Annotated in this window: 19 protein-coding genes; 11 read left to right on the top strand and 8 right to left on the bottom strand. The window is 45.3% G+C overall.

From position 1 onward, the window contains the following. Positions 1–3 precede the first annotated feature (3 nt). Both ccoG and CXF83_RS06675 read left to right on the top strand, forming a co-directional pair. A complete protein-coding gene (ccoG, locus tag CXF83_RS06680; RefSeq protein ID WP_101091441.1) occupies positions 4–1,422 on the top strand; it encodes a cytochrome c oxidase accessory protein CcoG in 1,419 nt (472 codons plus the stop codon). Positions 1,423–1,687: 265 nt separating this feature from the next. After that, positions 1,688–3,286, top strand: a complete 1,599-nt coding sequence (locus CXF83_RS06675; protein ID WP_101091440.1) for an AMP-binding protein — start codon at positions 1,688–1,690, stop codon at positions 3,284–3,286. A 481-nt stretch (positions 3,287–3,767) separates the two neighbouring features. On the opposite strand, the gene CXF83_RS06665 is transcribed toward CXF83_RS06675, so the two are convergent. From CXF83_RS06665 to CXF83_RS06630, 7 genes are all read right to left on the bottom strand, one after another. Continuing rightward, positions 3,768–4,220, bottom strand: a complete 453-nt coding sequence (locus tag CXF83_RS06665) for a hypothetical protein (protein ID WP_101091438.1) — start codon at positions 4,218–4,220, stop codon at positions 3,768–3,770. Between the two features lie 106 nt (positions 4,221–4,326). Then, positions 4,327–4,791 carry a hypothetical protein gene (locus tag CXF83_RS06660; protein ID WP_101091437.1) on the bottom strand — a complete coding sequence of 155 codons (465 nt, stop codon included), beginning with the start codon at positions 4,789–4,791 and terminating at the stop codon, positions 4,327–4,329. A 1,005-nt stretch (positions 4,792–5,796) separates the two neighbouring features. Continuing rightward, on the bottom strand, positions 5,797–6,357 hold the full coding sequence (locus tag CXF83_RS06650) for a lipocalin family protein (protein WP_101091477.1): 561 nt from the start codon (positions 6,355–6,357) through the stop codon (positions 5,797–5,799). Between the two features lie 123 nt (positions 6,358–6,480). Then, positions 6,481–8,295, bottom strand: a complete 1,815-nt coding sequence (locus tag CXF83_RS06645) for an ABC transporter transmembrane domain-containing protein (RefSeq protein ID WP_232775063.1) — start codon at positions 8,293–8,295, stop codon at positions 6,481–6,483. Between the two features lie 214 nt (positions 8,296–8,509). Further along, positions 8,510–9,058, bottom strand: a complete 549-nt coding sequence (gene hutZ / locus CXF83_RS06640; RefSeq protein ID WP_101091434.1) for a heme utilization protein HutZ — start codon at positions 9,056–9,058, stop codon at positions 8,510–8,512. Between the two features lie 76 nt (positions 9,059–9,134). Then, entirely contained in the window at positions 9,135–9,647 is a 513-nt protein-coding gene (gene hutX, locus CXF83_RS06635; protein WP_101091433.1) for a heme utilization cystosolic carrier protein HutX, read from the bottom strand. Positions 9,648–9,724: 77 nt separating this feature from the next. Further along, positions 9,725–11,749 (bottom strand): TonB-dependent hemoglobin/transferrin/lactoferrin family receptor, encoded by a 2,025-nt coding sequence (locus CXF83_RS06630; protein ID WP_443018878.1) that lies wholly within the window; start codon positions 11,747–11,749, stop codon positions 9,725–9,727. A gap of 331 nt (positions 11,750–12,080) precedes the next feature. On the opposite strand from CXF83_RS06630, the gene CXF83_RS06625 reads away from it, so the two are divergent. From CXF83_RS06625 to CXF83_RS06595, 7 genes are all read left to right on the top strand, one after another. Then, a complete protein-coding gene (locus CXF83_RS06625) occupies positions 12,081–12,785 on the top strand; it encodes an energy transducer TonB (protein ID WP_101091431.1) in 705 nt (234 codons plus the stop codon). A gap of 186 nt (positions 12,786–12,971) precedes the next feature. Further along, on the top strand, positions 12,972–13,745 hold the full coding sequence (locus tag CXF83_RS06620) for a MotA/TolQ/ExbB proton channel family protein (RefSeq protein WP_443018874.1): 774 nt from the start codon (positions 12,972–12,974) through the stop codon (positions 13,743–13,745). After that, a complete protein-coding gene (locus CXF83_RS06615) occupies positions 13,745–14,158 on the top strand; it encodes an ExbD/TolR family protein (RefSeq protein WP_101091430.1) in 414 nt (137 codons plus the stop codon). Before CXF83_RS06620 ends, CXF83_RS06615 begins: the two co-directional genes overlap by 1 nt. Positions 14,159–14,222: 64 nt before the next feature. Beyond that, a complete protein-coding gene (locus CXF83_RS06610; protein ID WP_101091429.1) occupies positions 14,223–15,179 on the top strand; it encodes a heme/hemin ABC transporter substrate-binding protein in 957 nt (318 codons plus the stop codon). A 38-nt stretch (positions 15,180–15,217) separates the two neighbouring features. Next, positions 15,218–16,234, top strand: coding sequence for a FecCD family ABC transporter permease (locus CXF83_RS06605; protein WP_101091428.1), 1,017 nt, complete (start codon positions 15,218–15,220; stop codon positions 16,232–16,234). After that, on the top strand, positions 16,235–17,068 hold the full coding sequence (locus CXF83_RS06600) for a heme ABC transporter ATP-binding protein (RefSeq protein ID WP_101091427.1): 834 nt from the start codon (positions 16,235–16,237) through the stop codon (positions 17,066–17,068). 140 nt (positions 17,069–17,208) lie between these two features. Then, a complete protein-coding gene (locus CXF83_RS06595; protein WP_308303112.1) occupies positions 17,209–17,769 on the top strand; it encodes a GNAT family N-acetyltransferase in 561 nt (186 codons plus the stop codon). Positions 17,770–17,932: 163 nt separating this feature from the next. On the opposite strand, the gene CXF83_RS06590 is transcribed toward CXF83_RS06595, so the two are convergent. Next, a complete protein-coding gene (locus tag CXF83_RS06590) occupies positions 17,933–18,877 on the bottom strand; it encodes a carbon-nitrogen hydrolase family protein (RefSeq protein WP_101091426.1) in 945 nt (314 codons plus the stop codon). A gap of 365 nt (positions 18,878–19,242) precedes the next feature. On the opposite strand from CXF83_RS06590, the gene CXF83_RS06585 reads away from it, so the two are divergent. Both CXF83_RS06585 and hutW read left to right on the top strand, forming a co-directional pair. Further along, positions 19,243–19,776 (top strand): dihydrofolate reductase family protein, encoded by a 534-nt coding sequence (locus tag CXF83_RS06585; RefSeq protein ID WP_101091425.1) that lies wholly within the window; start codon positions 19,243–19,245, stop codon positions 19,774–19,776. 131 nt (positions 19,777–19,907) lie between these two features. After that, complete coding sequence (gene hutW / locus CXF83_RS06580; RefSeq protein ID WP_232775048.1) at positions 19,908–21,260, top strand: heme anaerobic degradation radical SAM methyltransferase ChuW/HutW; 1,353 nt, start codon at positions 19,908–19,910, stop codon at positions 21,258–21,260. Positions 21,261–21,282: the final 22 nt, after the last annotated feature.

Here is a 21,282-nt window from a genome sequence, read left to right as displayed (position 1 = left end):
CCAATGTTAAATAAAAACAATAGCAAAGTAATAGAAAACACCCATAGCCAACGACCGAATAATCGCATTCCCATTAAGCAGGTCGACAGCCCGCCTAGCGGTAAGATCCATATTCGAGAGCAAAAAGGATATTTTCAACGCATTCGAACCGGGATGAATAGCTTATTGGTTGCGCTATTTTTTCTACTACCGTTTGTCTCTTATCAAGGTCGACAAGCCATTCTGTTTAATATTAGCGACCAACAATTCATTTTCTTTGGCACCACGCTTTGGCCTCAAGATTTCACTATTCTTGCTTGGGTGCTTATCGCAGCTGCATTTTTACTGTTTTTTGCCACTGTATTTTGGGGCCGAGTTTGGTGTGGATACCTGTGCCCACAAACCGCTTGGACATTCATGTTCGTATGGGTTGAAGAGCAAATTGAAGGCAGCCGCAACAAGCGTATTACCTTAGACAAAGCCCCCATGAGTTTAAACAAAATAGCCAAACGAACCAGCAAACATCTGGCGTGGGGCGCAATTGCCCTTCTCACGGGTTGTGGCTTTATCGCTTATTTTATTCCAGCCAGAGCGTTATATCTGGATATTCTCACTTTTGATGCCAGCTTTTGGATCAGCACCTGGGTCTGGTTCTTTGCCATCTGTACTTACCTTAATGCAGGTTGGATGCGTGAGCAGATGTGTTTACATTGCTGCCCTTATTCCCGCTTTCAGTCAGCGATGTTTGACGCCAATACCAAGACCGTTACCTATGATGCAACTCGTGGCGAAAGTCGTGGTCATCGTAAACGCAAACAAGAAACCAGTTTAGGTGATTGCGTTGACTGCAACCTCTGTGTGGATGTTTGCCCCACGGGTATCGATATCCGTAACGGTTTGCAATATGAGTGTATTAACTGCGGCGCGTGCGTCGATGCTTGTAACCAGACCATGGCGCAGTTCGGCTACAAACCTGACTTAATTAGTTACAGCAGTGAGAATGCATTAGTCGACAAAGCCGTGCCTTTTTATGAATCTTACAAATTTCTTGGCTACGGTATTGCAGCCTTGATCATGCTCACCGTGATTGGGATTGATATCAGTAATCGTTCTGCCATTGAGCTAAACATCATTCGTGATAGACAAACGCTGTACCGTGAAACATTAACCGATGAAGTTGAAAATAGCTTTACGCTAAAAATCCGTAATAAAACCCAGCAGGCTCGTCACTATCAAATCTATGTGTCAGGTAACAGTAGCTATAAACTCGCAGGAAATACCCGTTTGTTAATTAATGCGGGTGAGCTGCTAGATTACCCGGTAACCGTCTTGGCAGATCTAAATGAACTTGAAAGCAGCCGCAGCGCAATAACCTTTACCGTGTCAGAGCAGCACAGTCACAACCAAGTAACGCAACAATCTAATTTCTTTAGCCCGCTATAACCATCATCAAGCAAGCTTGAGTTAACAGGTAAAGTAACCGCTGCTTTACCTGTTAATCTAGGGGGTTAATCTCGCCGGTAAAAAAGTAGAGTAAAAAATCTAATTGTTACAAGCTGATAGCCATTGCTCTGTTCTGCAGGCATGAAACAATTTATTTCATTGTTGACCATTGACCTTAGGGTGACAATCGCACTAATCTAAACGCCTGTTTGATTCACTAATCAACCCCAAAAACAATCAAAAACTGGCTAACGAAGGTATCTCCATGGCATATGATTCAGACTCAACACTCGATCTCTCCCGATACGCCTCACTCAATGATCTGATTGACCTTGCAAGTGCCCGATACGGTGATAAAGCCGCTTATTCTTGTTTAGGGAAAGAAACCACATTCAACGAGATTAATCATTCTTCACGCCAGTTTGCCGCTTACCTGCAACAAGAAACGAATTTAGTACAGGGCGATAGAGTTGCGATTCAACTGCCCAATATCACTCAGTTTGTGATTGCCGCTTATGGCGCCATTAAAGCAGGTATGGTGTTAGTCAATACCAACCCTTTGTATACCCCACGGGAGCTCATCCACCAATTCAATGACTCAGGCGCAAAAGCCCTAGTGGTGCTATCGGATCTGTTGCCAACATTGACTGAAGTGATTGCTAACACCAGTATTGAAACCGTTATATCCACGCATGCAATGGACTTGATTGCACCGCAACCGCAACCAGAAGTCCCCTTTGCAACCATCGCCTTTTGTGATGTGCTAAAAGCGGGTGAGCTACTGACATATGTGCCTGTGATTAGCGTGCCAGAACAGATTGCAGCACTGCAATATACCGGCGGGACCACCGGATTATCAAAAGGGGCAATGTTAACCCACGGTAATTTACTCGCCAACGCCATGCAGATAAAATCGCGTATTGGCAGTCGCCTAGTTGAAGGTGAAGAGATTTTTGTCGCGCCGCTACCTGTGTACCATATCTACGCCTTCATGGTGAATTTAGTGCTTTATTACGAGCGTGGCGGTTGTTCTATATTGATCCCAAATCCACGCGACATTTCAGGATTGATCTCAGCGCTGGCACAATATTCATTCACTGGATTTGCAGGGCTCAACACATTATTTGTCGGGCTATGTCACCAACCAGAATTTAAGGCATTGGATTTTAGCCACTTAAAAGTGACCATCTCCGGAGGTACTGCATTAACTCAAGCAGCGGCTTCGGTTTGGCAGCAAACCACTGGCTGCACCATCTCTGAAGGTTACGGATTATCGGAAACATCACCGGTGGTGTCGCTCAATGCACCTGGACTCGAACAGCTCGGCACGATTGGCAAACCCGTCCTTGGCACCTTGGTAAAGATTCTCGACATGGATGATAACGAAGTCGCCACAGGAGAAACCGGCGAGCTTGCCGTCTTTGGTCCACAGGTGATGTTAGGTTATTGGAATAACCCAGAGGAAACGGCAAAAGTCATGACCAGCGAAGGTTACTTTAAAACAGGCGACATCGCGATTGCCACTGAAGACGGCTTCCATAAAATTGTTGATCGCAAGAAAGACATGATTATCGTCTCTGGTTTTAACGTCTATCCAAACGAAGTCGAAGATATACTGTCGAATCACGAAGCAATATTCGAATGTGCCGTGATTGGTATTGAAGACGATCGTAGCGGTGAAGCCGTTAAAGCGGTTATCGTATTAAACGATATTCATGCCGATCATGAACAAGCTAAAGCGGCAATCGACAGCTACTGCCGCGAGCAGCTAACCGCCTATAAGATCCCCAAAGTGGTTATCTTTGTCGATGCATTGCCTAAATCTACAGTGGGTAAGATATTACGCAGAGAATTGCGTAAGTGATTCTGGGTTTGGTTCAGGTGGTTTAAATTACAGTAGTGAGTGATACGAGGGAGCCGAAGGCTCCCTTTTTGTTATTATTGCTACTTGCAACTCTATAGTACCTAACCTCAGTAACAGTCGACACACCCTCTGATAATTTTAGGTTCACTGACAACGCTGCCAATATATTTAGCTATCAATTTTCTCGCAACACACATAGCAGTTGTCAGTTGGTAAACGATACTTAAAAAAACCAAGCATTATTTGGTGCTTTCCACAGTTTGGGCAGGCATAAACAATCGCCTTTAATATCAAGTAAGCCCCTAGCGCCATGCCTACGATAAAAAATGAATTCATATAGTATGTGAGTTCGATAGGAATCGTTTTGTACATTACTGTGACAATTAATTGAACAATCATCAGTAACTTAAATTTTTTAGCTCTGGTCATTCCTTTGTCTTACTATGTAGAATTTACGCCAGTTAGACTAAACTTATTGCTTCTAGCGGCAACTCCTTGCTTCTCTATTCGGGTCATGCGGCTGACTATTGTTATATGCATATGCCACATGATGCTTACCATTATCATCTAAGATATCGCACTTTGCCTTATATGGTTTGCCCAGTCCGGAGCGCCAATAATGATGCTTCTTTTCATATTCAGGTTCAAATAGCACGGTGAGTTCCACAGAAACTAGCCAAGCTTTGGGGATAGAGCCAGTAGTTAGGTGTGAGTCCAATCTATCTCGATAGGACTCAATCAGTGAATCAAACTCGTCTGTTTGAGGACTGATATTCCCAGATAGAAGATCAATCATAATCTCTTTTTTAGAATCATTCTCAACAAACTTGTGTAATTTCCCGAGCCCCCAATAACCACCGATATCATTATTTCGGCTGCTAAATGAACCTATTAATCCACTAGCTATACTTCCTAGTTCATTTCTCCGAGCCATATTATCTAGAAGACCTTAACACCCATTTAAGAGGTTGATGACAGTTTGATCAAATGATGTAGCACTACTGCGAAACAGCGTAAAATGTTCGCAGTTCCACTAGAAATTAGCCTTGGTGAATCTTAATTCGGAGGCTCGTTTGCATTTTAAGTAAAACCCACGTTATGGGGCTTCGAATAAAGACCCAGCAGATAAATGCTACTAGTAGGCCAGAAAAGTAAGCACTTAGTGCTATCTGCTCATGGTAGTTAGCACCATCGACCTCAAGCTTTTTCAATAGGTTATTACCTTTAAGGTACTCCCCTTTTATTGATTTACCACGTATTTCATCACTGTACAATTCGCAAAAATTGTATTTTTTAGTCATTAAATAGTAAGTGCCATTTGTTGAAAACTGAACTGAATAGGTACTAAATTTTCCATTGAGTTCACATGATATAACGCTATTACTTAAATCTATTTCTTCGAAATTCTCATCTGACCAAACATGAAAAATCCAAGCCGATATACTTAAAAGTATTACCGCTAAAATGAAAATATCGATTTTATGAGTAAGCCAAAATTTGTTCATTTACCCACTTTGCATAATAGATTATTCATTCGTCGCTCGATAACGCACTCAGAAACTGTGTTAATTTCGTTCAACTTATCACTGCTAAGAAATTGTTGTAAATATTTTATATCTAATAACACAGCCAAGAATAAGTATAATTTGAGCTAAAGAAAGATGCCTAGAAAACTAGGATTAACCATAGACTGACTTGACCACTACAATCTTCGTCAATCAAAGGTCAATACTTTGCCTCTGTGGTTCCAATTGCCTGCGGCAGGTGCTGGACAGGATGTCCGAATGTCGTGATCACATGGATGTGAATAAACGACCTTATGTGCACACGCAACTGAGGCCCGCTGCAACTATTCACCAAAGAAAGGGTCCATGTAAGCTCAACGAAGACATCTGACCTCCAAGGACGGAGGAAATGCCAAATTCTGTATGGAACAGAATTGGCACTGTTTTCGAAGGCCTCAGCCGCATCTACACTGGGTTTTAAAAGCGCAAACTCTCAGCATTTGAGTTTTCAATTTAAAACATAAAAGCCAACCGACTGCAGAAATAACAGAAAACACCAACTCCCCATCGGAGTTGCCGAAGTACGTAGATAAAAATGCCGTAGAACCATCATGGTCTTTCCCGTGCATCCATACACTTCAAGACATTCAGGCATCCTGCCTATCAGATGATGGTTCAGGCTTAGGGGGACATGAATGTCCCATCTGAGCCGTTAGGCGATTTTTATTGGAGTACGAGGCCTGTACTCAACGCATGTAACTTCGTCGGGGCGGCAGGGGTGATCCAAGAGGGGATTGCTGTTGATCCCCTCTTGGCCGAGTGTGAGCTGGAAGCTCACGACCTTTATCAAGCGAAGTTTGATCATCTCAGCCTCAGGTATGGGCGAAGCGCCACGACCTTGGTGGCCGCAGGCCATCGTGTCATTAAAAGTAGTTTGACCACCTGATTACAAAAAAGTAAAACAGAACACACCAATGACACTATAGCTTTCGTCGCTAAAGCAGCCTAAACCTGTTTAACCCAAATAATCTGCTCAATACTAAACCCAAGCCGTTTAGCCTGCTCAGTAAACTGCTGTTTGAGCGTATCACTCACCTCTGGGGTACGTGATAGAAACCAAAGGTAATCACGGTTATAACTGGTAATAAAGGCATATTGGTAACCCTCTTTATCAAGCTCATACACCACGTACGAACCATAAAATGGCCCAAAGAAAGATACTTTTAAATAACCAATATCAGTAGCATCAACAAAGTAAGCTTTGCCCTCGGCGTCTTTCCAGCTTTGCTTTGCTTCAGAAAAGCCGCGATTAGTGACTTTAACGCCACCATCATCTTTCATCTCGTATTCTGCAGTCACCCGAGATAATCCGCGCTCAAAGCTATGATCGAGCCTGGCGATTTCATACCAAGTACCTAAGTATTTTGGTAACTCAAAATCATTTACTGGTTCAATACCTTTGGGCAAACTGGTACATGCTGACAATAGCAAAACGCATAACACCAGTAGTGATTTGCTTACAAAGTGTTTAATTGACCGCTGGCATGAGCACTTACGTAAAGACATTGAAAGTCGCATAAATAATTCCCTTTCGATTTTGGTGACTAAGGTTTGCGATTAAGGCTTAGCGATAAACGCGTTAAAAACCAGTACGTTTACCACCAAAATAAAGTTCACCAGCAATCTTTTTTAAATCGTTGCAGCATCATCTGTAAGTAGCTGTAGACTGGCAAACTCACGATAAAGCTCACTGCTTTGCATTAACTCTTTGTGCGTGCCACTTGCCACTACTAGCCCCTTCTCGAGCACTAAGATACGATCAGCATTGATAACCGTTGCCAATCGATGGGCAATAATCAAAGTGGTTTTATTCACCATTAGCCTATCTAGCGCTTGTTTTACCTTTTGCTCACTGATGGCGTCGAGTGCACTAGTGGCTTCGTCCAGCAGTAAAATCGGTCGATCGGCAAGAATAGCGCGAGCAATAGCGATGCGTTGCTTTTGCCCACCAGACAAACGAACACCACGTTCACCTAGATAGGTTTGATAGCCGTCGGTAAACTCAGCTATAAACTCATCGGCTCTGGCGGCAATACAGGCTTGTTTCACTTCAGCTTCGGTGGCATCCAAACGTCCATAACGCACGTTTTCCAGTACACTGCTGGCAAAAATAACTGACTCTTGTGGCACCAAGGCATATTGCTGGCGCAAGGACTGAGGGCTTAATTTGGCGATATCAACGCCGTCTAGTTCAATGCTACCGCTTTTTAACTCATAGAAACGTTGCAGTAGTTCGAACAAGGTACTTTTACCGGCGCCGCTCGCCCCGACCAATGCTACACGTTCGGCTGGCTTGATGTAAATATCCAAGCCTTGGATGACATCACTCTCTCCGTCATGCTCAATGCCGCCCTCGCGAATATTGCTGTAAGCAAATCGTACCTGCTTTAACTGCAGTTCGCCGCGCACCACTGCAGGTAAAGACAGCGGTTCGGCTACAGTCGGAATATCAATCGGAGTTTCCACTAACTCAATAAGGCGTTCAGTTGCACCTGCAGCGCGTTGAATTTCGCCGATCACTTCGCTAATGGTTGCCACAGAACCTGCCACCATTACCGCATAAAACATAAAGGCTGATAGCTCACCGCTGGTGATACTGCCATTCATCACATCGTGGGCACCTACCCAGGTGACTAACGCTATCGCCAAGATGCTCAAAAACATCACTAACGAAATTAAAATAGAGCGATACTTTATTCGCCCTTTAGCGGCGTCCATAATCGCTTCAACCCGCTCATTGAATAGCGCTCGATCTCTGTCTTCATGGGAATAGGCCTGCACGGTGTGGATCTCATGTAGTGTTTCATCAACATAAGCGCCTAAGTCACCCACTTTGTCTTGGCTTTTACGCGACAAGTCGCGCACCTTACGGCCGAAAAAGAAGATAGGGCCCAACACCATTGGGACTGCGAGTAACACTAATCCTGTCATTTTAAGACTGGTTATTGCCATCATGACAATGCCACCAATCACAGTCACGCTGGCTCTCAGTGCCATCGACAAACTTTGGCCGACCACCGATTGCAACAACGTAGAATCGGCCGTAAAACGTGAAATAACCTCACCGGTGCGCAGTTTTGCATAAAATCCAGGCGAGAGCTTGAGTAGATGGTCATACACTTTCAAACGAATATCGGCGCTAACGCGTTCACCTAACCAAGTCATTAAGTAGAAACGGCAAAAAATGGCGCTACTGCTGAGGGCGGTGATCCCCACCACCAGCAGAATAATTTCATTAAGGCGTGAGCCATTGTCTTGCAAAAAGCCTTCATCGACCATTAAGCGCACGCCTTGACCCAGTGACAGCCAAGCGAGTGAACCAATAAAGAGGAAGATGATCGCGGCTATCACCTTAACGCGATAGGGTTTTAAAAAAGCACCAATCCATGGCAAAACAGCGCGCTGGCTAACATGTGGCTTATTCGTCGCAGTGTTTTCAAGCAGCGCTTGACTTGGCGCAGTGGTCTCGGCGGTCTTTGATGAGACAGAAGATGCTGATTGGCTCAATGAAGTGTCCTAAATTTGAATGTAAACAACATTAGAATAACAAAACCCGCATGAGAGCGGGCAATGTTTATAGAAAAGCTTTGTATGAGAGTATGTTCCTCTAAACTTGCGCTTAAGGCTTATCTCTGCACGGCATTTGCCGCATTCGTCATTAGCTTATCGTGTCAGCAAGTTCCGCTTTAGGCGTGCCATGGTGGCCGTCACGTTTCCAATTGACATCTAAAAGCTCTGAACCAGAAAGACTAAAGGCTTGGCCAAATCCTTTTACATATAATCCATGATGAGGGTTAAGTTTAAACAAGTTAAAGTCGGTCAGGGCCGCTAAATTATCAATCATCTCGCCAAAGCGGGCAGACAATGCCGCTACGCCTTTGGTAAAGGTCTCGCTATCTCGTGCAACAAGCTCAGCTGTGGCATCAAAGGTCAGTCGCTTACGGGCAAATACTGACTTTGCCTCTGCTTCATCTTCAAGCAACATAACAGACAGCTTATTAGATGCTTTAAGGTTAGTGCCATGGCGTGCAAGCTCACTGACCAGAATATAAAAACCATCGTCAGCCAAGGCAAAAGGCGCATAGCTGGCATTGGGCACGCCATTGGCATCTTGGGTCGCTAACTGCAGGGTTGAACGGGCAGCTTTAAACGCTTCTATTTCAGGTAATAGTTTCTCACGTAATCTTTGCTCTTTTACAGTAGTCATTGCTCGGCTCTCTTATTTTTTAAGGGGCTAGATGCCACATATCAGGTGCTAGGTCATATTGACGACCGGCGAGGTTCTAGGCGGTAGCGATTTGTAACTCTGCTTTAAGCGCATTAAAGCGGGCCACTTGCTCAGGCAATAACACTCGCTTCTTATCTCTGCCTAAATACACTTTAAACACCACTTCGCCTTTGGCACCAAAGAAGTTAATGGAATGGCTCTCGCTACCTCTAAACGGTTTGCTTATCAATGCTATTGCACTAATGTCATCCAGCTTTAAATGCCCGTGTAGTCCCTCGCCTTTAGTGATGAGATTGTAATAACCATGGGCATACTTCCCTTTCGGGAAAGCACCTTTAAACTCAAAGATACTGCCAGATACTGACACAATCGTGGTCATGTTGCCCCACTCTGGCAGCGACGTTAATAAGCTGTCTTTTTCAGTGATAGGCAGTAGCGCAAGCTGATCGACCGGCAATGCTGACACCACTTCAAACTCACTAATGTTGAGTTCTACGGCAATTTGGCTGGGCATTGCCGCGGGGTTATCGATTAAATGCTGGCGGATGGTTTCAATGGTCATTGACATGGAATATCTCCAAAATATTAAAATGGCAAAGAGGCTAATCATTGCTGTTAGCCTCAGGGTTAATTGTTTAGCTTTGTTTAGAAGCTATAACGCGCCGACAATTTATAGTTCCGTCCCTGTTCATACAGGGTTTGCCACGCTTGTTGATATTGCTCATCACCGATATTTTCTACTGCAAAGTCGACTCTTAACCCTTCAAAAGTGCCCATGGCAGGTTCCCATGCCACGTACAGATCCCACAGTTTGTAAGAATCGTATGACTCAGTGTAATCACTAGGCAACTGATCTTGCTCTGCTACGTAGGTAAAACGAGTACCAAACTTCATGTCACCTTCCATGATGGCTTGCGACAAGTCGAACCCTAGCTTTTTAGCTGGAACGTTAGTGAGGTAATCTCCTTCCGTCTTATCTTTACCTTCGGTTTGACCATAGTTTAAGGTGACACGTGTCTGCTCATAACGGTAACGAGTAGTAAATTCAAAACCTGTGAGTTTAGCTTCATCAACATTGTCCCATGAGGTTGTTTGCTCAAAGCCAGGAATGCCCATCAATGGGTTAGAAACAGATTGCTCGATAAAATCATCAACATCGTTTCTAAACACGCTTAATGTCATTGCGAGTTCATCATCTCCGGCAAGTTCAGTGAAACGAAGATCAGCTTTAATCTCCTTGTTCTGGGCTTTTTCAGCTTGCAAATCTGGATTGATTTCAAAAGTATTACATAGCCCACCAGGCAAGAATCCCGGGATAGGAGGGATACAGTAATGCGTACCGGTTGAGTACATCTCTTCAATACTTGGGGCACGGAACGCTTGGTCAAATCGCGCGCTTAGGGTTAACCATTCGGTGGTGGTCCAAACCAATCCTATTGACGGCGAAAATGCATTGTCATCAGATTGCGCATTAAGGTTGTTACTTTCATTTGTAAACGCGTCGTAACGCACTGCGGCGTCAACAGACCAGTTTTCACTTAAGCTGATATCGGCGCGGGTAAAGGCGCCCCAGACCGTGGTTTCGCCGTCAATATCATTCGGGCGTTGGCCAGTTTGACCGCTGTCATCACGTACTGTTTTAATTGAATCTTTGTAACCATCAACACCATAAGTCAGCACGGTATTGGCAAATTTAGAGCTATTATTGATACTAAATCCAAGCGTGTCGTATTCGGTGCTATCAACTTGGTTTTTAGTAACCCTGTCTTCATCGTAATCGGTACCATTCCAATAGAAGGTAGCATTAAGATCGAGATAGTGATTATCCGTTGGGTTTAAGCTGTAATCCAAGGTCACATTTTGATCATTGGTTTTGCGCTTAACCAAAGGCACTGAACTGCCGACATCCGTCGTCGGATTACTCGGCACCAGTTCATCAATTTTAGAAAAACGGGTAGAAAGTTGCAGACGTTGATCATTGGTCGGTTGCCAACCAAATTTAGCCAAGCCGCTAGTTCCCTCTGAAGCACTGTTTTCAAGCGTCTGATCATTACCCACTTTAATGTTGTTGCTGTCGTAATAACTGCCGTTTAGCAACCAATCAACACTTCCAGCATCAGCAGTATCTGCTAAGCCATAGATTGCACCACTGGTTTTAGCACGATCACCGTTGGTTTCGAAACCTTGCTTGATATAGCCACCAAAGGTGTCTTCCTCTTCCAGAAAATCCTGTGCAGATTTAGTATTTTGCGCCACAACACCGCCAATGGCACCGCTGCCCCAAAGGCTACTTGCAGGGCCACGCACCACTTCAACGGAACTGAGTAGTTCAGGGTCCATAAAGTAAGTGCCCCGATGACCAGAACTGGTATTTTGGCGTGCACCATCAATCGTTTGCAATACTCGCTGCCCGCCTAAACCACGAATTTCAACCCCTTGAGATGATGCGCGAGGGCCATTTGACACATTAACATTGGCTACATTCTTAAGCGCCTGCGCAACCGATGCAGGTTGTTGTTCCTGCAACTGCTCTTCAGAGATCACTGCGACAGAGCGGCTGGTTTCAGACACTTTTTCACTCACGCGAGTGGCCGAGACCAATACTTCATCAAATTCGGTAACTTGCTGTACTTGCTCTGCATATACGCTGGAGCTAAGAGCCATTGCCATAGCGACGACGAGCGGCTTCTTGTTCATGTTTCAATCCTCAAAGTAAGTTTATGGGGTAGCGACAACAACTCAGTTAGTCCATTAATTGCGTAGATTCGAACACCCTTTCTATTATTTTCGGCACTTTACCTGAGAAAAAAACATAGATCAAATGAAAATCATTATCATTTGCGATCTTCTTAAGATTCGTATATCGTATTGGTAACTTGTTAAAACTATGAAGCGTAACCTTTTGTAAATTATGTATATTGTAAGCTTTGTAAAGTTTACTGCAGCATAAAAAAACACTCAGGGTTATGGCAGTAGTGATGATTGAAAAAGAAAAACGGCCATGACTCCTAAACGATATTTTGCTTTTGGTTGCTTAACCCTATTGATCCAAGGTGGTGTACTCGCCTCGCAAAATAGTGAAGCAACAATCCAGCTAAGCTCAGGCTCTGCTATGGGTTCCAATCAGGCGGTTAATCTGTCTATTGCAATGCAAGCCAGCCAAGCGCCAGCAAGTGAAACGGCTAAACCTAAGGCTAAGGCGGTTAAAAAGCTTGAGCCAAAGCCCGTCGTAAAGACGGCTGCAAAACCGATAGCAAAAATCACGGCTAAGCGTAAACCCGTTGCCAAGCAACCGCCGACGGAGCCCCCAAAAAAGCTAGCTAGCAAAGGTGAAAAGGTTGTTGAGAAACAGCCGAAGAAGCAGAGCAGCCAGCAACGGGCTCACGATCAAGTTCAAGCAGAAGCCAAGCAAGGGGTAAGCAAGCAATCCGTTGCGCTAAACCAGCCGACTTTTGCCGCCCCGCCCACTCAGCCCCATTACCCTAAGAAAGCCCGTCAACGCGGTTTTCAAGGCACTGCGACTATCGAAGTGATGTTCAATCAGGTCGGCGAGCAAATGTCACTCACCTTGGTGGATAGTTCAGGTTACCGATTACTCGATAAAGCTGCGCTTAACGCGGTAGAAAAGTGGCAGTTTTCTGCGCCCTCACCGCAAACCGCTTACGCCTATACCGTGCGAGTGCCGGTTAAATTTGAGCTGAACTAAATCTGAATTCAAGCCGAGCGTGTAAACCCATCGCGCTAGGCACAGCTTATTCCAACTGCCCTTCTAGGAGTGAGAGGCCGCTTAACTTCAATCGCAGTGTGATTAAAGTTAACCCGTGCGTTTTAGGGACATGCCACCAACACCGTTAATACCAGGCGATAAATGCTTATCGCAGAGGAAAAATAAATGTCTCAACCGCTAACGCCATCACTGTCTCAAGGGTTGTCTCAGCCTTTATACCAACAACTTTCAGAACAACTTGGCTACCTAACTTGGCCGCTGTTTATCTGCGCTTTTGTAGCCTTAATGATCATTTTCGAACGGCTCGCGCTTGTGCTATATGAGTTGCCTAAACGGGATAGTTGGTTGACTCAACTACGCCAACAAGCACGCAGTGCGACCCCAGAGCAGCGCCAACAATTAATGGCACAGATAAGCCAAGGCCGCAGCATGCTGGCTAAAGGCACCGCGCTACTGCTAAGCCATAGCGATCAAAACCGCCTAATGCGCGAAGAGATCGTCAGTCTCTGGTTGGTAAAGCAAAAAAGTAAACTCTTGTCTGGCCTAAAAATATTACAGGTTATCGGAATTATCACCCCGCTACTTGGGCTGTTAGGGACGGTGCTCGGGCTGATTGAGATGTTCAACCAGCTTGGGTTATCGGACGGTCCAGTCACTCCATCGCAGCTTGCATCAGGTCTTGGCTTAGCGATGAACACCACAGCTGCTGGTCTTATTATTGCGGTTCCGGCGATCACTATGGCGCACCTATTGACCCTTTGGGCCGAGAGACGCTGCAATAAAATCACTCACGTATTGAACCTACTTAATTTGTGGCTTGAGGGCTTTGATCAAGCCTTAAGTATCGGCAGCGATACCGCCGCGCAACTATGCAGCAAAGCGGCCACCTGTAAAGAAGCCAGCTGCCAATCAGCGACAACGCTGGCGGAGCCAAGCTGATGATTGGTTGTGACACGAATGACAGCGTTGCACTTTCTGGCCTAGATCTAACGCCGCTGATTGACATCATTTTTATCGTACTGGTATTTCTTTTACTCACCGCCAATACGCAATTATTGAGCCTGCCAGTGGATGTTCCCACCGAAGCAGATTCCAATTTAAATGCCCTTTCGCAAGATAAACATGTCGCGATAAATATCATGACAGATCAGCCACACTGGGCGATTGATGGTGTGAGTTATCTGAAGTTTGATGATTTTGAGGTGGCATTTATTAGCGCCTTGAAAGCCAGCCCGAAAGCTAAAGTCATTGTTGCAGCCGACAAAGCCGCGCCAGTGCAACCGCTGATGAATGTGTTAGCGCTAATGCAACGGCAACAGATCAGCAATACCCAGATTTTGATGGAACCCTAACAACCTTAAACGAGCAATATCGACTTGCTTACGGCATTCCTTTTTATTATTTTGGAGCTTTTTAATGTTCAACTGTAAAACTCATTTAAAAACTAAATTATCAACCCGCTTTAAAACGACTTCTAAGATGGGCGCCACAGCCATCTTCAGTATCTTGGCGCTAATCAGTTCTTCGGCCTACGCCCATGATGGCGAGCACGTTAATGGGCATGAACAATCATCAGCACCGCGAGTTATCAGCGCTGGCGCGGGGATGACCGAGCTGGTTTTTGCCCTCGATGCGGGTGACGAACTTGTGGCAGTCGATTCCACCAGCCAACTGCCTAAAGACAAAGAAGACATTGCCAAGCTTGGCTACCATCGCATGCTTTCTGCTGAAGGTATCTTAGCGCTTAGCCCAAGCCTAGTGCTGGGTTCTGACGCTATGGGGCCTAAAGCGACCTTAGATGTTTTAAGTTCAGCCAAGATTAATGTCGTGCAGCTGCCTCATGCCAATACTCAAACTCAACTGTTTAGCAATATCGATGCTATGGGCCAGCTACTAAAGCGTGAAACACAAGCTAAGCAACTTAAAACCGAACTACAGCAATCATTTACCGACCTTGAGCGTAAGCAACAACAGATTGCTAACAAAGGCGATGCCCCTAAAGTGTTGTTTCTACTGTTACAGGCCGACAGACCTGCGCGTGTTGGTGGCGATGACACCGCAGCCGATATCATTATCAAATTGGCTGGTGGCAACAACATCGCTGGTTTCTCTGGCTATAAGAGTGTCTCTCAAGAGGGCATTCTTGCACTACAACCAGACGTCATTTTGATCTCAAACCGCTCTGATAAAGAGACTGAAAACCCAGTACGTTCGCTACTGAAGAAAATGCCACTGCTAGCACATACTCCCGCAGGCAAGAATGAGCAGATCCAAAATCTTAACCCGCAAGCGCTGATAGGCGGCCTTGGAATGAGTGCTATCGAAGCGGCAGATAAACTTGCTAGCGATTTTATTAGCGTAAAGCGTTACTAAACCTTGTTCACTACGCCATTATTTAACGGGATTCGTAAATGGATAATCGTCATTGGCTTTGGCCCTGTTTGTTGACCGCTTTGGTCATCACCAGCCTGATGTCTGTCAGCATAGGTCCACTGCACATTAGCCCTAGCGTGAGCTTCAGTGCCGTCATTAACTGGGCGACTCAAATTGATATAGGCAGTGTAGCCCCACACGAACAGTTAGTGATCGACCAAGTCCGCCTACCGCGCACATTGTTGGCGTTAGCTGTGGGGGCTGTGCTGGCTCAGTGTGGCGCGGTGATGCAGGGGTTGTTTAGAAACCCACTGGCAGATCCCGGTATTATTGGGGTGTCGTCAGGTGCCGCTTTTGGCGCCGCTATCTGCATTGTGCTGTTTCCCCAAGGCGGTGAATACGCCGTGGCAATCAGTGCCTTTCTAGCCGGGTTGGTAACCACCTTAGTGGTTTACCGTTTAGCCAGTAGCCCTAGCGGGACTTCGGTTGTATTACTGCTGTTATCTGGCGTAGCCGTGGCAGCACTTGCTGGCGCGGGCATAGGTCTACTCACCTATATGGCCGACGATATGGCATTGAGGGATCTCACCCTGTGGCAGCTCGGTTCTATCGCCGGCGCGCAATGGCATTACGTCATATTAAGCTTGATCGCCTTAGCCGTTGTTAGTTGGCAGTTTAACTGCTCAGCGAAGGCGCTTAATGCGTTATTACTGGGTGAAGCTGAAGCGCGTCATTTAGGCTTAGATGTTGATAAGTTAAAACTCAAGCTCATCGTACTTTGCGCTATTGGCGTGGGAATATCGGTTGCCGCAACTGGCATTATTGGCTTTATCGGCCTAGTCGTGCCGCATTTAGTAAGGATGATGGTGGGGCCTGATCATAAACAGCTACTGCCACTCAGTGCCATACTCGGCGCTGCATTACTCGTGCTGGCCGATATCGGTGCTCGCGCCATTGTTGCGCCATCAGAACTCCCCGTGGGGCTGGTCACAGCGCTTATCGGCGCGCCATTCTTCATCGTGTTATTACTCAAACAACGCAGTAAGTTGGTCTAAATGAATTATTCAACTCAGTCACAGCCAGCGGGTATAGCGGATCATCTATCGAATGCAAGCAGAACTACAGTCATAGAGATCGAGCATCTTTCAGTGCGTATTGGTCAAAAACCAGTATTAACCGACATAAACCTCAGGTTAAAAGCCGGCGAAGTCACTGCCCTTTTAGGACCTAATGGGGCCGGTAAATCAACCTTACTAAAAAGCTTATGCCAGGAAATTGAGCTTGAAGCAGGCCGGATTAACATTCACCAGCAACCACTGACGATGTGGGATAGGCAAAAACTGGCAAAATTGTTAGCGGTACTGCCACAACACGCCTCACTGACGTTTCCATTTCAAGTTCATCAAGTAGTCGAAATGGGGTTATATCCGTTAACGCTCAACCAGCGACAAGGTGAGCAGTTGATTGATGCACAATTGGAACAGGTTGCCTTGAGCCACTTAAAATACCGCAGCTACCCTACGCTCTCGGGCGGCGAGAAACAGCGAGTGCAATTAGCCCGAGTATTAACCCAGTTAGCTCAATCAGATAAGCCGCCAATTTTACTGTTGGATGAACCCACCTCAGCACTGGATTTAGCCCAGCAGCACAGAGTATTAAAGCTGGTAAAATCGTTAGCTTATGAACAAAATTATGCCGTCGTAGTGGTACTTCATGACCTTAATCAAGCATCACGCTATGCCGACAGATTGGTGATTTTACAACAAGGAGAAGTTGTCAGTGATGGGCCACCGCACGAGGCGTTAACCCCTGCAACCATTAGGCAGGTTTGGCAATACGATCCTATTGTAGTGAATGAGCCCGGGCAGCTGACACCACTATTATTTTAAACTACGCTTCCTAAAAAGTTTAAAGCCGCTTTATAAGCAGTATTTAAAGTAATTGGTATAAACAATATGTCAGAGTTTGTTCTAGAATCAATATCAACAACTTATAGGTATTTATTTATATCGAACTAAATGGGTGGATGATGACGCTCTATAAATTTAACCGGACAACCAATAACATCAACGCTGAAAAGGTCATGCGGATCAATTATCGCAAAGAGTGCGAAGCCGATATCGACGCCATTGATACGTTAACTCAGCTCGCTTTTATCAATGTCGAGCATTCAACACATACCGAGCACTTTATTGTTCGTCGCCTAAGAGACGCAAGCGCATTGAGTGTGTCTTTAGTTGCAGAAACAAATGGCGAGATTATTGGCCATGTCGCGCTGTCGCCAGTGACTATCTCCGACGGCAGCGTAAGCTGGTATGGTCTTGGCCCTATTTCGGTCAGGCCTGACTATCAAGATAAAGCCATCGGTTCAAGCTTGATAAGTGAAGCATTGAGCGAACTAAAAAAGCTCGGTGCTAACGGTTGCGTATTGCTAGGCGAGCCCGATTTTTACAGTCGTTTTGGCTTTACGGCAAATGCTTTAATCGTACTTGAGGGCGTGCCAGCAGCCTATTTTCTGCAACTGACCTTCTCCGATAAAGAGCCTCGCGGCATCGTAAACTACCACAGCGCTTTCTCAGCAACTCGTTAAGCCGAGCTTAAAATGATAACGGTAGCCTTGGATAAGCAAGGCTAGTTTTGAGCTGGCCAAACGCACCGACTCGGTGCGTTTTAGATTTAGCAAAACGAGTAATAGATAAAACAGACTGAAGTATATGAAGTAGCAATAATGCCAGTCCAGCTGCAGCACCTTGTTAACGATTGTTTTTAAAGTGAATGGGTGATTGTCTAGTCTTGTCTACTTCCAGTTTAAATACATCAGGTCTTGAGTAGTGCCCTGCGACATCCAAAGCACGCTTAGAAGTTGAGGCCAAATCAACATCAATATCCAAAATGATATAGCCTTTCTCTTTAGATAATGGCCCTGACACTATTTCACCGCTAGGCGATACCACAAGCGAATCTCCGGGGTTAATCCATTCTTCATCAGCCGGGTAAATTTCATCTATATTTGGAAAGTCCGTAGGTAAATCTTTTCGCTCTAAAGCAACACCACAAGATAAAACCCAACACTTACCCTCCCGAGCAATGTGCTGCATAGTGCCAGTCCAAGCATCACCACTGTCATAGGTTGGTGCAATATATATTTCTATCCCTTGCGAATATAGAGAGTACCTTGCCAGAGGCATATAATTTTCCCAGCATATTAGGCTACCAATTCTACCGACTGGAGTATCAATAACATTTAAACCATGCCCATCTCCAAACCCCCATACCATTCGCTCTGGGTTTGTGGGCATGAGTTTTCGATGATGATTGATAATTTGACCTTGAATATCAATGGTTATTACTGAGTTATATATTGTGGATTGGCTATTAGCATTATCTCGTTCGTTAATACCACATACGACTGTAACGCTATTGTCTTTGGCTGCTTCTAGCATAGGGTTGAGATCGTCCGAACTTAGATTAATCGCATTTTTGAGTAATCTAACATGTAGCTCTTCACTGATCCCCCAGTCACCACCAGGTCTAAGCCGCCATATCCAAGCAGGGTATCCTGCTATGAATGCCTCTGGAAAAACAATCAGTTCAGCCCCTTTGGCGGAGACGGAATTAATGATCTCTACAGCTTTTTCTATGGTACGTTTTTTATCAAGAACGTAAGGAGACTCTTGAATAAGTGCGATTTTTTTCATCATTAACTCCCTTTCGACAAGTCGTTTAATTAGCGCTCAAAACTTCGAAAAAAGAGTAAGTCCAGAACGTTAGCTGGCTAATGATTGTTAAATAACACCGCTGAGAATTGCCATTACAATCATTAAGTGCACTTAAATAATAGAAGCCTTTAAGTTTCTTTGGTGGCTCATCTTAAAAAACAAATTAAGCTAAAAATCATCATCCATGACGATGAAGTGCCAGCATAGGAAATCTGAAAAATGAATTTGCCACGGCATAAACCAGAACAACATCATTAATGGCACTCTCTTACAGCATCAATTTTCACCTCCATCTATAATACTTTTCAGCTCAAAGCGTTAACTTTCTATACCGGAGACATACCATGACCAATATCGTTTTTATCGCCACCAGTCTCGATGGTTTCATTGCAGACAAAGACAATAAAGTCGATTGGCTCCATGAAACCCCAAACCCTGATAATTCTGATCTCGGTTACAACGCTTTTATCGGGCGAGTACAGGCGTTAGTCATCGGCCGAAATACCCTAGAAACCGTTCTCAGCTTCGGTATTGACTGGCCCTATACTAAGCCCGTATTTGTGCTCAGCAATACCATGAAGGCGGTACCGGCAGGACTCGAAGATAAAGTGTTTTTAGTGAAAGGCCCACTGACAGAGGTCATGACGAAAATACACGGTCAAGGTTACAACAACCTCTATATTGATGGCGGTTTGACCATACAGAGCTTCTTAAAAGAAGATTTGATTGATGAGCTGATTATCACCACTATTCCAGTACTCTTGGGCGGCGGGATCTCATTATTTGGCGGGTTGGTCGCACCACTTAAGTTTAAGCATGTAAAGTCAAAACGCTTTGTTGATTACTTGGTACAAAATAGTTTTATTAGAGTGCGATAACTTCTACTCGCAAACACAACATCCAAAGCTTAGATTTACAATGCAAAGCAACAGATATTGATCCATCGCACCAAAGTGCTACTTGATAATGATTATCATTGCCTTTGAATTGATTTTACGATTTGAGAGTAATGATGATCCTAACGCCGACCATGACTGGCATAGCAAGTCCTGAACCATTGCAAAATGCCTTTAAAGTCAAAAGTGTTCCCCATGCCGGTCGCAGTGGCAGTCGCCCTGTCAACTTAACACCGGCACTTTGGCATCAATGGTGGCAACAACCCAGCAAGAGTAACCAACGGGCACTGTATATCCATATTCCCTTTTGTCGTAAGCGCTGTAGCTTCTGTAATTTCTTTGAAAATGGCACTAATCCTGAGCGAATTAGCCGCTATGTTAGCCGCCTCTGCGAACAGTTAAGGATTGCTGCAGACACGCCTTTAGCCCAAAGTCAGCCATTTGATACCGTCTATGTTGGCGGCGGCACACCGACCGATATGCAGGCCGATGAGATCGCGATGTTAGGCGCAGCGATAAGCAAATTCCCATTGATAAAGAATGCCGAAGTGTCGCTCGAAGGCCGCCTCAATGGCTTTGATGATGACAAATGGCACAGTGCGTTAGATAACGGATTTAACCGCTTCTCGTTTGGAGTGCAAAGCTTCGATACTCATGTACGCCAAGCCGCCGGACGCTTTGATGATAAAGACACCTTACTCAGCCGCCTTAATGAGTTGAGCCAACATCCGAGCGCCAGTATCGTCATCGATCTTATTTTTGGGCTACCCGGTCAGACCTTAGATATTTGGCAACAAGATCTGCAAGCCGTTATCGACAGTGGTGTACATGGGGTCGATCTCTATCAATTGATAGGCCTCGGCGGCACTCGCATCGACCGGGCTAGCGAGAAAGGCAAAATACTTGGCACCGACGAAAGTGAATTTCAGGCCGATAGCCAAACGCGGGCGCAGATGTACGCCTATGGCGCCAACTTACTCGAATCAAACCAGTGGCAACGGTTATCCAGCTGCCACTGGCGTCGCGACAACCGTGAACGCAGCATCTATAACTCACTTGCCAAAAGCGGTATCGAAATACTGCCGTTTGGCGCCGGTGCTGGTGGCAGTATCCATGGCCATGGGGTAATGAATGCCCGCAGCTTAACCAACTGGCACCTAGCCCACTCACAATCCACTGACGTTATAGATGAGGCAACCCCCACTAAAGTGCCCGGAATGGCATTGAGCCCAAATCCATCAGCCGAACTCGATGCGATTTTTAAACGCGGCCTAGACGGTGGAACACTGCAATTTTCTCAACTAGAGGCCAGCTTACAGCAGCAGTTACAGCCACTCTTTCATGCATGGCAAACCAATGGTCTGGCGCAACTTAATAACGACGCCCTTACTTTGACCTTGGCTGGGCGCTTTTGGAACGTGAATATGCAAACGGGTTTGTTTGAGTTTTTGGCTGAAAATAAGTAAGTAAATGATAAATGAGCTCATG

The sequence above is a fragment of the Shewanella sp. Choline-02u-19 genome, assembly GCF_002836205.1.
Classification (GTDB): Bacteria; Pseudomonadota; Gammaproteobacteria; order Enterobacterales; family Shewanellaceae; genus Shewanella.
This window is presented reverse-complemented; position numbering and strand designations above follow the sequence as displayed.

Bases quoted from the DNA above. Each gene is read 5' to 3' on its own strand.
- ccoG (WP_101091441.1), top strand. From the start codon at position 4: ATGTTAAATAAAAACAATAGCAAAGTAATAGAAAACACCCATAGCCAA.
- CXF83_RS06675 (WP_101091440.1), top strand. From the start codon at position 1,688: ATGGCATATGATTCAGACTCAACACTCGATCTCTCCCGATACGCCTCA.
- CXF83_RS06665 (WP_101091438.1), bottom strand. From the start codon at position 4,220: ATGGCTCGGAGAAATGAACTAGGAAGTATAGCTAGTGGATTAATAGGT.
- CXF83_RS06660 (WP_101091437.1), bottom strand. From the start codon at position 4,791: ATGAACAAATTTTGGCTTACTCATAAAATCGATATTTTCATTTTAGCG.
- CXF83_RS06650 (WP_101091477.1), bottom strand. From the start codon at position 6,357: ATGTCTTTACGTAAGTGCTCATGCCAGCGGTCAATTAAACACTTTGTA.
- hutZ (WP_101091434.1), bottom strand. From the start codon at position 9,058: ATGACTACTGTAAAAGAGCAAAGATTACGTGAGAAACTATTACCTGAA.
- hutX (WP_101091433.1), bottom strand. From the start codon at position 9,647: ATGTCAATGACCATTGAAACCATCCGCCAGCATTTAATCGATAACCCC.
- CXF83_RS06630 (WP_443018878.1), bottom strand. From the start codon at position 11,749: ATGGCAATGGCTCTTAGCTCCAGCGTATATGCAGAGCAAGTACAGCAA.
- CXF83_RS06625 (WP_101091431.1), top strand. From the start codon at position 12,081: ATGACTCCTAAACGATATTTTGCTTTTGGTTGCTTAACCCTATTGATC.
- CXF83_RS06620 (WP_443018874.1), top strand. From the start codon at position 12,972: ATGTCTCAACCGCTAACGCCATCACTGTCTCAAGGGTTGTCTCAGCCT.
- CXF83_RS06615 (WP_101091430.1), top strand. From the start codon at position 13,745: ATGATTGGTTGTGACACGAATGACAGCGTTGCACTTTCTGGCCTAGAT.
- CXF83_RS06610 (WP_101091429.1), top strand. From the start codon at position 14,223: ATGTTCAACTGTAAAACTCATTTAAAAACTAAATTATCAACCCGCTTT.
- CXF83_RS06605 (WP_101091428.1), top strand. From the start codon at position 15,218: ATGGATAATCGTCATTGGCTTTGGCCCTGTTTGTTGACCGCTTTGGTC.
- CXF83_RS06600 (WP_101091427.1), top strand. From the start codon at position 16,235: ATGAATTATTCAACTCAGTCACAGCCAGCGGGTATAGCGGATCATCTA.
- CXF83_RS06595 (WP_308303112.1), top strand. From the start codon at position 17,209: ATGACGCTCTATAAATTTAACCGGACAACCAATAACATCAACGCTGAA.
- CXF83_RS06590 (WP_101091426.1), bottom strand. From the start codon at position 18,877: ATGAAAAAAATCGCACTTATTCAAGAGTCTCCTTACGTTCTTGATAAA.
- CXF83_RS06585 (WP_101091425.1), top strand. From the start codon at position 19,243: ATGACCAATATCGTTTTTATCGCCACCAGTCTCGATGGTTTCATTGCA.
- hutW (WP_232775048.1), top strand. From the start codon at position 19,908: ATGATGATCCTAACGCCGACCATGACTGGCATAGCAAGTCCTGAACCA.